The organism is Nonomuraea sp. KM90 (assembly GCF_052246675.1).
Taxonomy (GTDB): domain Bacteria; phylum Actinomycetota; class Actinomycetes; order Streptosporangiales; family Streptosporangiaceae; genus Nonomuraea.
Window position 1 is genome coordinate 1 of record NZ_JBQQCB010000207.1, and the last position, 11,327, is coordinate 11,327.

The 11,327-nt window shown below is 67.4% G+C and carries 15 protein-coding genes and 3 pseudogenes; 10 read left to right on the forward strand and 8 right to left on the reverse strand.

Going from position 1 to position 11,327, the window contains the following annotated elements:
- Nucleotides 1–496: 496 nt before the first annotated feature.
- Nucleotides 497–766 (forward strand): hypothetical protein, encoded by a 270-nt coding sequence (locus ACTWPW_RS60460; RefSeq protein ID WP_443174464.1) that lies wholly within the window; start codon nucleotides 497–499, stop codon nucleotides 764–766.
- 87 nt (nucleotides 767–853) lie between these two features.
- Here the strand turns inward: ACTWPW_RS60460 and ACTWPW_RS60465 are convergent, their stop codons facing one another.
- The 3 genes and pseudogenes from ACTWPW_RS60465 to ACTWPW_RS60475 form a co-directional block, all read right to left on the reverse strand.
- On the reverse strand, nucleotides 854–1,843 hold the full coding sequence (locus ACTWPW_RS60465; protein WP_364130041.1) for a hypothetical protein: 990 nt from the start codon (nucleotides 1,841–1,843) through the stop codon (nucleotides 854–856).
- A 4-nt stretch (nucleotides 1,844–1,847) separates the two neighbouring features.
- Entirely contained in the window at nucleotides 1,848–2,345 is a 498-nt protein-coding gene (locus tag ACTWPW_RS60470) for a SigE family RNA polymerase sigma factor (protein WP_364130043.1), read from the reverse strand.
- 171 nt (nucleotides 2,346–2,516) lie between these two features.
- A pseudogene (locus tag ACTWPW_RS60475) lies at nucleotides 2,517–2,744 on the reverse strand (transposase); the annotation flags it as partial.
- 156 nt (nucleotides 2,745–2,900) lie between these two features.
- Between ACTWPW_RS60475 and ACTWPW_RS60480 the strand changes: the two are divergent.
- The 4 genes from ACTWPW_RS60480 to ACTWPW_RS60495 all read left to right on the forward strand — a co-directional run bounded on the left by ACTWPW_RS60480 (nucleotide 2,901) and on the right by ACTWPW_RS60495 (nucleotide 4,733).
- On the forward strand, nucleotides 2,901–3,773 hold the full coding sequence (locus ACTWPW_RS60480; protein ID WP_443174465.1) for an IS4 family transposase: 873 nt from the start codon (nucleotides 2,901–2,903) through the stop codon (nucleotides 3,771–3,773).
- Nucleotides 3,774–3,846: 73 nt separating this feature from the next.
- Nucleotides 3,847–4,245, forward strand: coding sequence for a recombinase family protein (locus ACTWPW_RS60485; RefSeq protein WP_443174454.1), 399 nt, complete (start codon nucleotides 3,847–3,849; stop codon nucleotides 4,243–4,245).
- A gap of 30 nt (nucleotides 4,246–4,275) precedes the next feature.
- On the forward strand, nucleotides 4,276–4,419 hold the full coding sequence (locus ACTWPW_RS60490) for a hypothetical protein (protein WP_443174455.1): 144 nt from the start codon (nucleotides 4,276–4,278) through the stop codon (nucleotides 4,417–4,419).
- 29 nt (nucleotides 4,420–4,448) lie between these two features.
- A complete protein-coding gene (locus ACTWPW_RS60495; RefSeq protein WP_443174456.1) occupies nucleotides 4,449–4,733 on the forward strand; it encodes a hypothetical protein in 285 nt (94 codons plus the stop codon).
- A gap of 173 nt (nucleotides 4,734–4,906) precedes the next feature.
- Here ACTWPW_RS60495 and ACTWPW_RS60500 read toward each other — a convergent pair whose 3' ends face one another.
- Nucleotides 4,907–5,047, reverse strand: a complete 141-nt coding sequence (locus ACTWPW_RS60500) for a hypothetical protein (RefSeq protein ID WP_443174457.1) — start codon at nucleotides 5,045–5,047, stop codon at nucleotides 4,907–4,909.
- Between the two features lie 248 nt (nucleotides 5,048–5,295).
- On the opposite strand from ACTWPW_RS60500, the pseudogene ACTWPW_RS60505 reads away from it, so the two are divergent.
- A pseudogene (locus ACTWPW_RS60505) lies at nucleotides 5,296–5,475 on the forward strand (MerR family transcriptional regulator); the annotation flags it as partial.
- A gap of 287 nt (nucleotides 5,476–5,762) precedes the next feature.
- Here the strand turns inward: ACTWPW_RS60505 and ACTWPW_RS60510 are convergent.
- Nucleotides 5,763–6,980: a serine hydrolase domain-containing protein gene (locus tag ACTWPW_RS60510; RefSeq protein WP_443174458.1), complete on the reverse strand. Its 1,218-nt coding sequence runs from the start codon at nucleotides 6,978–6,980 to the stop codon at nucleotides 5,763–5,765.
- Between the two features lie 238 nt (nucleotides 6,981–7,218).
- Here ACTWPW_RS60510 and ACTWPW_RS60515 point away from each other — a divergent pair, with 238 nt between their 5' ends.
- Both ACTWPW_RS60515 and ACTWPW_RS60520 read left to right on the forward strand, forming a co-directional pair.
- Entirely contained in the window at nucleotides 7,219–7,944 is a 726-nt protein-coding gene (locus tag ACTWPW_RS60515; RefSeq protein ID WP_443174459.1) for a MarR family transcriptional regulator, read from the forward strand.
- Between the two features lie 143 nt (nucleotides 7,945–8,087).
- Nucleotides 8,088–8,297, forward strand: coding sequence for a hypothetical protein (locus ACTWPW_RS60520; RefSeq protein WP_443174460.1), 210 nt, complete (start codon nucleotides 8,088–8,090; stop codon nucleotides 8,295–8,297).
- A 124-nt stretch (nucleotides 8,298–8,421) separates the two neighbouring features.
- Here ACTWPW_RS60520 and mihF read toward each other — a convergent pair whose 3' ends face one another.
- Entirely contained in the window at nucleotides 8,422–8,691 is a 270-nt protein-coding gene (mihF, locus tag ACTWPW_RS60525; RefSeq protein WP_443174461.1) for an integration host factor, actinobacterial type, read from the reverse strand.
- Between the two features lie 651 nt (nucleotides 8,692–9,342).
- Nucleotides 9,343–9,591 (reverse strand): hypothetical protein, encoded by a 249-nt coding sequence (locus ACTWPW_RS60530; RefSeq protein WP_443174462.1) that lies wholly within the window; start codon nucleotides 9,589–9,591, stop codon nucleotides 9,343–9,345.
- Nucleotides 9,592–9,762: 171 nt separating this feature from the next.
- Between ACTWPW_RS60530 and ACTWPW_RS60535 the strand changes: the two genes are divergently transcribed.
- A complete protein-coding gene (locus ACTWPW_RS60535) occupies nucleotides 9,763–10,182 on the forward strand; it encodes an STAS domain-containing protein (RefSeq protein WP_443174463.1) in 420 nt (139 codons plus the stop codon).
- Nucleotides 10,183–10,280: 98 nt separating this feature from the next.
- Nucleotides 10,281–10,658: pseudogene (locus ACTWPW_RS60540) on the forward strand (ATP-binding protein); the annotation flags it as partial.
- 111 nt (nucleotides 10,659–10,769) lie between these two features.
- Here ACTWPW_RS60540 and ACTWPW_RS60545 read toward each other — a convergent pair.
- The gene (locus ACTWPW_RS60545) at nucleotides 10,770–11,201 is read right to left on the reverse strand and encodes an STAS domain-containing protein (protein ID WP_443174466.1); all 432 of its coding nucleotides are present in this window, start codon (nucleotides 11,199–11,201) and stop codon (nucleotides 10,770–10,772) included.
- Nucleotides 11,202–11,327: the final 126 nt, after the last annotated feature.

The following is an 11,327-nucleotide window of genomic DNA, read 5'->3' on the forward strand; positions in this document are numbered from 1 at the left end:
CCGAAACGGAGTTCCGCACCTGGGTCGCGGCCAGCACCTGCCTGGCCGCGATGCTCGTCGCCCTGATGCGCTGGGCCCAGGAGGACGGGCGCCCGGACCTGCCCGGCCTGATCGCCGCCGCTCTCCGCGCCGCCTTCGACGACGACTTCGACTGACCATCCGCGCGGAGGCCACCACACCCCGTAACCCGCTGCTCAAGATTTCCAGCGCTGGGCGGGCAGCGGGTTGGGCCATGCCTGGACGCCGCGGACCGCGAGCCCGCGGCCGCCGGTGCACACCCGGCGATCCGCTGTTCGAGCACGTCCCCGCTGTCATCCGTATCGTGATCGAGGCGCCTGGCCACGTGCGCCAGCGAACCTTCGCCTGGTTGATGGCCTCCAGGCGCGGCATGTCGGCGCCCGCCCGGTCGGTCCTGTCGTATGCGCCTGGCTGAAGGGCAAGAAGATCAATTAGCGGGCTCTGGGTCTCGTCGTCAACGCTGTGGGACTCCACGTACCTGTCGGCCGCGGTCGACCGGCTACGCGCCCAAGGCGTCCCGGTCAAGGATGAGGACGCCGCCCGGCTGCCCCCGCTCGGCCATGCCCACCTCAACGTCCTGGGCCGCTACTGCATCTCTTCCTCCGCGCCGGCCGATCATCGCCCACATCAGGCATGTTCCCTCCGCCCTCCCTTGCACCACCCCAGCCAGATGATCGACATGACCTCCCGGATCCACCGCCGAAGGACTGTCACAGGACTGATCAACGAGTACCACAGAGCAGCCTGATCACCCGGAAAACGCCCAGCCCAGCAGCAGTATCCGCGTTCTGGCACCGCACAAAGTACCGGTGCTGCGGTGACGGCGAGCGCGGAATCACATGACGCTGTCATAAAGGGCCACCGTCAGTGTCCCGGGGCGTTGCAGGTATTCGGGCATGGGCGCCACTAGCCGGACCGTGATCGTCAGCGTTTCTTCGCTGAGGGGCCGCCGGGCCATGGCCATTGACCCTACCTCGGGCCCGGTTGGCGGGGCCGCGCAGGAACTGATGCCCTTGACCAAGTGCCCGTTCACCCTCACCTGCAGGGGGAGCCGCCCGGCGAGGCCGTCTCCGCAATAGGCGAGGACGGCCAGGGTGCGGCCTCTGTTCGGCACGGTGAGCGTCACCTCGCGGCTGCCGGGCCAGATGGCGCTGCCCTTGGTGACCAGGCTCAGATCCTTCCCGATCTTCGCGCGCGGCTCGGCCGCTGACGAAGCGGCCTTCATCGTGGCTGGCGGCGTCCATTCGTACACGCCGAACCGCCACTTTCCCGCTGGAGCGTTGGGAATCGCTGTGATGGTGAACGTGGCTCGCCGCGTCCCGGCCTGGAATGGCGCCATGTCGGCCGCGGCGCCCTGAGCGCACGAGTTCGGGAAAGGCGTCAGCGACAGTGTGTACGTCTTGGCTGCCCCCGGCACCCGTGCGGTGATCAGGGGCTGCGGCCCTGCCTTATCAGACGGGCAGTCGGGCAGCACGGCCACCGGCTTCCCACTCACTTCCACCGGGAAAGTCTTCGATTTCTCCTTCGACGGGTCAAACGTGGCTATGGCGAGCCTGCGGTAGGTGGTGCCGTCAGGCTCCTGGTACTGGATCGGGAGCTTCTCGGTCACCTGCGCGCTGGTCAGCTGATCGACTTCCTGCAGCCCGCGCAGGCCCACGATGGTTCCCGCGGTGACAGCCGTCACAGCGACCATGACGGCTGACAACTGGCGCCATCGGGCGCCGCGCGTCCTGGCCCGCAATGAGTGCCACGGGATCGGGCGATCGAGTGCGGGGCGGCTGCGCTCGTCCAGCAGGTGGCGCAATTCTCTCTGGTCGATGGGCATGGTGCTACCTCCTCCTCTCGTAGACGAATGACTCGTCCACCCGCAGCTTGGCCAGCGCCCTGCTCGCCTGGCTTTTGACCGTCCCGACCCTGCAACCGAGCATCGATGCGGTCTGGGCCTCGGTCAGGTCCTCGAAGAACCGCAGCACGATGACAGCCCGCTGCCGGGCGGGCAGGCGCCCGAGTGCCTGCCAAACCAGCTCGCGCTCGTCGGCCTGCCCCATGGGATCGGCCGCCTGTGTCTGATCGGGCGGCGACTCGCTGGTCAGCTCAGCCCATCTCCGGCGCCGCCGCCACCAGGAGACGTGGACGTTCACAATGATCGTGCGGACGTACGCCTCGCGTTCGCCGCCCAGGCGCGGCCAGGCCTGCCACGCTTTCAGCAGCGCCGTCTGCACCAAGTCCTCGGCCGCTCCCCAATCGCGGGTGAGCAGGTAGGCGGTGCGGAGCAGCCGGTGCCACGACGCCTCGACGAACGCGTCGTACTCCGATCGATCCGCCATGAACGGTCCTTCCTCAGGTGACAGTCACCCGTCCTTACGCCGCCCAGGGTGCGGAAGGTTGCACCGTAGGACGAATACTCCAGAATCAGCTCGACGCGCTCGCCCTGGCGAACGGGACTGTAAAACTAGGTTCCGGCCCGTCATCGGTGGGGGCATTAAGTGATCTTCAAGCAGCAGGGCGCGGTGGCGCAACAGTTCGAACCCGGCACGGCCGTACATCTGCCTTTGATCATTGGTTTGGGGGTTGACGCCTTCCGCGCCGCCATTGTGAAACGGGAGCGTGATCGCGGCGTTGACGGCGGCCCGGTCGTAATCCAGCCTCCGGGTGAAGCCGTGCATGTGGGGCAGATCAACCTGACGCGCTTGTTCGATCCAAGCGGTCAGTAGCTGGTCGTTGCCGGGCTAGGGGCAATGCCGGTTAGTTAGGGCCGGGGCTGGGGTTTCAAGACCTGTAGAAGATCAAGACATGAGAACGGATATCCGGTAGAACGGGTGATCTTCTACCACCATCCGTCACACACTGGATCTCCGTTGAGTGCTGAGTCTGCCAGGTCCATGCTGGCGTGCGCTATCGCTGTTGTGAATCGTCAAGTCCGAACGGCCGCGGGAGTGTTCACGCCCGGGCATTTGGGTGAACTTACGCAACTGGTGCCGTTCGAGATGGTCGATGCGGTGCTGGCCGAGACGGGTGGCCGTGAGCAGCGGTTACGTGATCTGCCCTCGCGGGTGGTGGTGTATCTGCTGGCGGCGGGGTTGTTCGCCGAACTGGGATATCGGCAGGTGTGGGCCCGGTTGACCTCGGGGCTGGCCGAGCCCGGTGCGGTGCCGTCGTCGTCGGCGCTGGCCCAGGCTCGGCGCAGGGTCGGGGTGGCGCCGCTGAAGGCGCTGTTTGAGCTGCTGGCCGGTCCCCCGGCAGGGGCGGCGCGGTGGCGGGGTCTGCTGGTGTGCGCGCTGGATGGCACCACGCTGTCGGTGTCCGACAGCGCAGCCAACCTGGCTCGCTATGGTCACCAGTCCGGTTCGCACGGCGGGTCGGGCTATCCGCTGGTCCGGGTGCTGGCGGTGGTGGCCTGCGGCACTCGTGCGCTGCTCGCGGTGACGTTCGGGCCGTTCAAGACCGGCGAAATCAGCTACGCGCCGCAGGTGCTCGGCTGCCTGCGCGCGGGCATGCTGCTGCTCGGTGACCGCAACTTCGCCGTGCGTGACCCGGCCACGGCGATCGCCGCCACCGGCGCGGACCTGCTTATCCGCTGCAAGAACAGCCGGGTGCTGCCCCGGCAGGCGACGCTGCCGGACGGGTCGTTCATCTCGGCTCTGGGCGGCGTCACGGTCAGGGTGATCGACGCCGAGATCACCGTGACCCTGTCCGGAACCATCGCCATCGATGTCCACACTGACCCTGACTCGACAACCGCCCAAAGCCCTTAACTAACCGGCATTGGGGCTAGGGGGCGAGGAGGGCGGCGAAATCCTGGACGAGTCCGACGAGCGTGGTCATCTTGTGGCAGGCGGCGACGGCGGCGTTCAACCGTTCGACAGGCAGAAGACCCAGCGGCAGCACAACGCCCTCGATCTGATCTGCCTGAAGGTCATCGAGGAGAAGACCAGCGGCAAGCTCGCCACCGGTGACCGGCCCGACCGCCTCACCGCGCTGTCCTACATCCGCGAAGGCGACCTGCTGACCGTCCAGGAAGTCGACCGGCTTGGCCGCAACCTCCTGCAAGGACTGATCGTGCTCAACGACCTGTTCCAGCAAGGCGTTGGCGTCAAGGTGCTGGAGGGCATCACCGTCGGCGAGCACACCGAACGCTCCTTCATCCTCACCCTTGCCCTCGCCCTGGCCGAGGACCGCCGCCGCGACATCGTCCGCAAGACCAAGAACGGTCTGGAGACCGTCTGAAAGCAAGGCAAGGTCGAAGGCCGCCGCCCCGTGGTCGACGACGACAAACGCGCCGCCATCCTCGACCGTCGCCAGCGCGGGGAATCCATCCGCACCATCGCCGCCGGGGTGAAGGTCTCAGTCGGCGTCGTCCACAAAACCCTCACAGCCGCTGCCGAGGGCAACCCCCACTGACCAGCCCCCGACCCCCTGAGGAGCACGCCGTGCCACTGCCGCAGATCCTGCTCGACGACCCGCGCGTGCTGGCCCTGGCCAAGGCGCGCCAGCAGTTCGCCCACGACTGCGCCTTTCTGCCGACGTGGGACGAGCTGACCGACAAGGAATGCGAGAGCTCGCGTTCCTCATCCAGGATCGTCCAGTGCTTGACCAACTCGTCGATGTCCATCGGGGGCGTGTCATGGCGGCCCAGCATCAACGGCGCAGGTCAGGTAGGTTCAGCGAACCTCATAGGCTCGCATCCAAGGCGTGATGCACGCGTGCGCTGCTGAACTCAGGGGCGTTGGGGATGAAGATTCTTCAGCAAGGGTGAAGCCGAGGGCGGGACCGGGCCGGGCCAGGGAACGCGCGGTTGGTTTCGGCTCGAACAGGGCGGGATAAGTCCGCGCGATAACGCGATCTTGTACGTTTCTGCAGGTCGAGTTGCCCGGTGAGGGGCCTCATGTCAGCTACCCGGCCCCGGCTCGTCGTCTGCCGTCTGGCCGCCGCCGTCCTGCGCCACCGCCGGGTGCAGCGTCTGCCACTCGTCCGCGCCCGCCATCACCTGCCAGGCACCCGGCCACACCCGCCGCACTCCTGCGGCCACCGGCGCCCCGCACACCGGTCAAGTCCGCCGCCTCCAACCCTGACGCCTCGTCGAACGCGGCGGCGCCGGTGAAGGTGGCCCCACCGAACCGGGCGTCGCTGGTGAAGGTCGCCTCGGCGAACCCGGCGTTGTTGGTGAAGGTCGCCCCAAGGAACCGGGCTTCGTCGGAGAAGGCCGCCCGGCTGAAATCGGCAGCACCCGCATGGCAACTGCTGAGGTTCGACGATGAGGACTACCCCGCCTACAGCATGGGCGCGGCCGCGGAGATGCTCGGGGTCACCCCGACGTTCCTGCGGGCCCTGGGCGTAGCGCATCTGATCGAGCCGAAACGCTCCAGCGGCGGTCACCGCCGCTACTCCCGCTACCAACTGCGCCTGGCCGCGCGCGCCCGGGAACTCGTCGACCAGGGCACCGGCGTGGAAGCCGCGCCCGGATCGGGTGATCGGCTCGGCGGCCGTACCGGCAGGCCGCACATGAGCAGGCAGTTTGTTTCTTCGTTACGAAAGACAGCGATGGGAGCGGCGGCGTACAACGGCAGCAGACCTTCCGGTTGTTGACGGGGCTTCGATTACCACCGCTACTACCGGAAGGTCACTTTATGTCGCAGGTGATTCGCTCTACGTCACAGTTTCGCCCGATATTGGCCCACGCAGAAAGCACAGGGATCAGTCTGTACACGGGTCTGAGAAGCAGCGTTTTCCAACGACAGAACTGTTCAGGAGGATCCGGTGGCGCAGAATTCGGCTTCGAGGACGTCGGTGAAGACGGCGATGGGGTTGTTCCAGTCGCCGTTGACGTTCTGGACGAGCATGCGTGTGGCGTCGCGGGTGCCGTACGCGTATGACCACGAACCGTGGAGTGCGCCCCCCATGCCCCAGACCGTCGTGCCGCACGACAGTTTCACCGACGACATGCCGAGGCCGTAGGTGGTGTTGGGTGTCCACTTCCCTTCGGGGACCGGGTTGGTGGCGAACATCTGGCGCTGCTGGGCCTGCGGCAGGAGTCGGCCCTTGAGCAGCGCGGTGAAGAACCGGTCGAGGTCTGCGGCGGTGGAGACCATGTCGCCGGCCGCCCCGCCGGCGGAGGGGTTCAGCTGGGTCACGTCGTAGATCATGGGCTTCGGGTCCTGGGAGAACAGCGCGGAGTAGTGCCGGGCGTGAGGGCCGCGGATCCGCACTTCCTCGCCTCCGGGTACGTATGTGCCGGTCAGCCGGAGTGGGCGGATGATCCGCTGTGAGACCTGCTGGGCGAAAGCCTTGCCGGTCGCCTTCTCGACGATCATGGCAGCGAGGACGAAACCGGTGTTGCTGTACGTCCAGCCCTGGCCTGGCTTGAAGTCGGGCGCGTTGGACATGGCGCTCATCACCAGTTGCTGGGGCCGGTAGCTGTCATAGCGGTGTTTGAGGAAGGGCGGGCCGGCGAGGCGGGCCACCATCTTCTCGTCGTTGAGATAGTTGAAGATGCCGCTGGTCATGTTGAGCAGCTGTCTGATGGTGATGCGGCGGCCGTCGTGGCCGTTGCCGCGCACCAAGCCGGGCAGCCACTTTTCCACCGTGTCGTCCAGGCTGAGCTTGCCTTCGGCCTCCAGCTGCAGCACGACGGTGGCGGTGAAGGTTTTGGTGATGCTGCCGATGCGGAACCGCTCCTGCGGCAGGCGCTTGCGGCCGGTTCGGGTATCAGCCACCCCCGCCGTGCCGAACCACTGGTCGTCGCCATCGCGGACCTTCGCGAGGATGCCGGGAAGGCCGGTTTCGGTAACGGCCCGCTCGAGCGCCTGCTGAACTCTGGGGCGGTCGGGGGTGTGGCCTGAGCCGGCTGCGGCTGCGGCTGCGGGTGCGGCCGTGGCAGCGCACGCACTCGCGGCGGCAACGAGCAGGCCGACGCTCGCTCGGGTCGTGCGCGAACGGAACGTCTTGGGGTCAAAGATGGTCATCTCAACTCCATGTACATGCGAGCACGTGAGTCTCGCCCTTTCAGGACGAGTGAAAGCTACATTGCATTCGCGATTCACTCAATCTGATAGCTTCCAATCTTGAAGGAAATGCCAGGTGAAACCCTATTATTCTTTGCAACGAAGTAGCGGTTAATGCAAAGAACTGGCGGCTTTTGCAATCAGCTCGGGTTAATGCATACTGTGCAGCGCCACCGCAGCAGCGAAGGGAGCCACAGGTATGCCGGGAGACAGGCTGACCCACCAGGACCGCCGGGACATTGCCGCCGGCTTGGCCGCAGGACTCACCTACTCCATGATCGCCAGAGGACTGCAACGCCCGGTATCGACCGTCACCCGCGAGATCATTCGCAACGGTGGGCCCGCCGCCTATCGGGCAGACCAGGCCCATCAGGCCACCAAGCGGCGGGCCCGGCGTACATCGGCCCCATCGACACCGTCCCCGGCGCCACCGGCCGCGGCCACGTACGGACGAGCCGCCGAAGCCATGCAAGAATTCCGGGAGCGCTTCGCCGCCCTGCTGGGCGCGACCGGGCTCCCGCCGATGATGAGCAGAGTGCTGGCCTGTCTGTACGCCACCGACACCGGCAGCCTCACCTCAGCCGAGCTGGTCCAGCAGCTGCAGGTCAGCCCAGCCTCGATCTCCAAGGCCGTCGGCTACCTCGAGAAGCAGGAACTGATCCGGCGCGAACGCGACCCTCGGCGACGGCGTGACCGCTACGTCATCGACGAAGACGTCTGGTATCAGGCGCTGCTGGCCAGCGCCCGCGTGAACGCCGAACTGGCCGACATCGCCGAGCAGGGTGCCAAGGCTCTTGGCGCCACCACGCCCGGCGGCACCCGCCTGCAGGACGTGAGCCAATTCCTCGAACACGTCAACCAAGACATCGTCCACTCTGCCAACCACTGGCGGCAGATCTACTTTCGCCGGACGACAGACAGGTAGAGCGGCAAAGGACGCAGCAGGCTAGGGCCGACATATCTCATGAGGGGCGTCCACCGCGTCGGCTCATCGCCGCCACCCTGACCACCCTGCTCACCACCCCGCTCGCGCTGGCCGCCAGCATCGGCCGCGGCTACCCGGCCGCCATGTTCGTGATGCTGTTCAGCGCCCAGGTCATCGCCGCCCTCGGCTTCGGCAGCTGCTTCCCCTACTCGGTGCCCGGCCTGTACGCCGGAATCGCCGACCCCCCGACCAGGACCGCCCGGGACACTGGGCATCGCGCTGGTGCCGGCCACCGTAACGGCCGGGGTGCTCTGACCATCGCGTGGTGGCGCCGGGCCGACCACACCCGCTGACGTCGGCCATACCCATGGACACGGCAGCCCGGCCGCCACGTTCAGACGCCTCAGCGATGTTCGACGTGGAACGCGGACAAGCCTCACCCTCGATCGGCAGGCTCTCCCGGCTGATCTACGGCGATCAGCCCGCCAGCGCTTGCAGCAGACGCTCCCGCTGTTGCTCGGTCAGTCCGCCGACCCGGCGCTTCTCAGCCACCCCCGACACGGCCATCAGCGCCGCGACCCTCGTCGGCCCGTAACCAGGAACCGCTCGAAGAACCTGCGCCACCCGAGTCTTCTTCACCAGTTCCTCGCCGCTACGACCGAACACCTCCGCCACGCTGGTCGTACCGGACTTCACCCCGGCTAGTAGCGCGCTACGCGCCGTGCGAGCTTCGGCCGCCTTCTCCAAGGCCTTCGCCTGTCAATCCCCTGAAAGCGTGGAGACGGTTCTATGCCACAGCGGCCCTCAGCAGGGCCGATGAGGCGTGTCTCTTCTCAATCATGTGACGTTCGAATGTGATGGGCGGCAGCCCGTCGTCTGCGCCTGCTGGGCAGGCCCGGCAGCAGGCGCAGGCTCTCGAACCCCTGGCCGGCAAGCTGCTGCAGACCCTGCGAGACCGGTGCACGTGAGCGCGAACCTCTGAAAGTAAAGGAAGCTCTGATCGCGGGGGACGTTTTCCGGCGCCGGTGGCTGTCCTTCCCAGGGAGCCGAAAGATTGTGGCCAGAGATGGAGCACGCCGTCATCAGCAGGGGTGTGGTGGGCACGGGGATCGGGGGTCAGCAGCAAGCAAGCCCCGCCGAGGCGATCCACCAGTTCTCGCCGCAGGAGAGTGACCCTGAGCGGCAGCTCGTGGCCTGGGAAGCGCCCGGAACGCTGGGCCTGCTGGCCATGAGAGGACATGGGCGTCTGGAGCATCCTTGTGGGCGAGGTCTCCAGACGCCCGCGCCTTCGCGAGCCGGCTCCCCTCCAGCAACCGGCCGCCACCCATAGATAGCAGTAGTCGTATGACTACTCAATGCGATCGCTTGGTCTGGGGTTCCCACTCCATCCGGGTTGACCTAACCGTTCAGCCACGCGTTGATGAGTCGTCCAGCCGTGGTGCGCGCCCAGCCCCACACCTCCACGGGGGAATACCCGGCGAGCTCAGCCACCAGCAGGCCGCCGCCGATCAGCCCCACCACGGCCAGGAGCCCGCCGGAACTCGGAGCCGGGCTCGGGTTGCGCCGGCGGTGCCGCCGGAGCTGATCGTCTCGTTCCCACCGGTCGAGGAAATCCTGATGCTGTCGTTGATGCCAGCTACTGTTCATGCGAGTCCCATCCCGGATACCTCGGTGATATCTCCACGCACATGTGACGTTACATAACGTTAAGTTGTTCGCGCTGGCTTCCAACTTCCCACCGCTGGACCCGGCTTGACGCCTCTGGGCCTGGATCCGGAATGGCCCGCCCTTCCCTGGCGCCGGGGGATGATGGCGGGCATGGACGAGCCGAGCGACTCTGCCCAGCGCTTCACCGTCACGATCGGCCTGCACGAGGACTTCATCGTCGCCCGCGTCGTCGGCGAGCTCGATTACGCCTCCGCCGGGTTCTTGCACCAGCAGGTCAAAGACGCCTGGGCGAAGACGCGGCCGGCCGGGCTGGTGGTGGACCTGAGCGGGCTGACATTCTGCGACTCGATGGGCGTCGGCGTGCTGGTGCTGCTGCTGCGCCAGAGCCGGGAACAGCACAGCAACTTGGTCCTGTCGGCCATCCCCCCGCGGCTGGAGCGCGTCTTGACCATCACCGGCCTGCGCACCGCCTTCCAGGTCGAGGCGTCGGTCGAAGAGGCCATCCAGGTCATCCAGCCGGCACCGGCCCCGGCGGCCGAGCAGCCTCCCGGTGAGCCCGAACCCGCCTGAGCCCCCGAGCCCGCTGAACCGCGCGCGCTGCCTGCATGAGGCAGCCGGTGATGGGAAAATTGGCAGGGTTCGTGCAGGCGAGGAGAGGGGTGGCGGGCATGGACGGGCATGCCGTGCTGCGTTGCCCGATCACCGCGGACCTGGGGCTGCTGAGGGCTCAGGTGCGTGACTTTGCGGCGGCGGCCGGGTTCGCCGGCACCCGGCTGGATGACGTGCTGCTCGTGGTGGGGGAAGCGACGGCGAACGTGCTCGAGCACGGCGGCGGCTCCGGCACCCTTCTGGCGCGCTCCGACCCCGGCGGCCTGCGGATCGAGGTGTTCGATCCGGCCGGCACGCTGACCACCGAGCGGTTCCAGCACCACATCACGACCCCGCCGCCCACCGGCGGGCGGGGAGGCCGGCGGGGTGGGTGGGGACTGTGGGTCATCGCCCGGTTATGCGACGAGGTCAGCCTCGATCATCCCGGCGGCGGAAGCCGCCTGCTGCTGCGCCTGGGGCCGCACCACGTGAACGTCTCCTCACCCGGGCGTGAGCGGACGGCCGACCAGCAGCGCTTGCTCGAGGAACTCACAGACGAGCAGGCACCCTCACCTGCGAGCCGGCCAGGCGGCGGCCTGAGCGAGGCTGGCATACGGCGGGAACAGGTCGACGAGCTGCGTGGTGGTCAGCAGCCGGGCGAGCACGCCCTGCACGCCGATCAGCCGGACGGCGCCGCCCCGTTCTTCGGCCCGGCGTTGCCCGCTGATCAGGACCCGCAGGCCATGAGCATCGCAGAAGGCCAGATCGCGGGCGTTGATCACGATCCGGGGAGTGGGCTCGTCCAGGAGCTGGTCGAAGACGCGCAGCAGGCGGGGCCGGGTCTGGTGGTCCAGCACCCCCTCCAGGGCGACGAGGGAGAATCCGGGCCGCTGCTCGACAGTGATCGTTAACTGAGTCATGGCGGAAGCTATGGGGTCAAGCCGGACACCACACCACCACAGCGAGATACGGCGGCGCGCACGTCCGGCGCGGCAGATCATCCCGTCTCTCCTACCCGGATCTGTCACGCTCACCGCTGCCGACGGTCCGCAGCATCGAGCAGCCGGTCACAAGCCTGCGTCCAGGTCAAACTCGTACACCACCCCGTGGACGCAACCGCGCTCCCG

Coding starts and splice junctions, on each gene's coding strand:
- ACTWPW_RS60535 (WP_443174463.1), top strand. CDS start 9,763: ATGGACGAGCCGAGCGACTCTGCCCAGCGCTTCACCGTCACGATCGGC.
- ACTWPW_RS60465 (WP_364130041.1), bottom strand. CDS start 1,843: ATGCCCATCGACCAGAGAGAATTGCGCCACCTGCTGGACGAGCGCAGC.
- ACTWPW_RS60480 (WP_443174465.1), top strand. CDS start 2,901: ATGCTGGCGTGCGCTATCGCTGTTGTGAATCGTCAAGTCCGAACGGCC.
- ACTWPW_RS60515 (WP_443174459.1), top strand. CDS start 7,219: ATGCCGGGAGACAGGCTGACCCACCAGGACCGCCGGGACATTGCCGCC.
- ACTWPW_RS60520 (WP_443174460.1), top strand. CDS start 8,088: ATGTTCGTGATGCTGTTCAGCGCCCAGGTCATCGCCGCCCTCGGCTTC.
- ACTWPW_RS60470 (WP_364130043.1), bottom strand. CDS start 2,345: ATGGCGGATCGATCGGAGTACGACGCGTTCGTCGAGGCGTCGTGGCAC.
- ACTWPW_RS60530 (WP_443174462.1), bottom strand. CDS start 9,591: ATGAACAGTAGCTGGCATCAACGACAGCATCAGGATTTCCTCGACCGG.
- ACTWPW_RS60510 (WP_443174458.1), bottom strand. CDS start 6,980: ATGACCATCTTTGACCCCAAGACGTTCCGTTCGCGCACGACCCGAGCG.
- ACTWPW_RS60545 (WP_443174466.1), bottom strand. CDS start 11,201: ATGATCTGCCGCGCCGGACGTGCGCGCCGCCGTATCTCGCTGTGGTGG.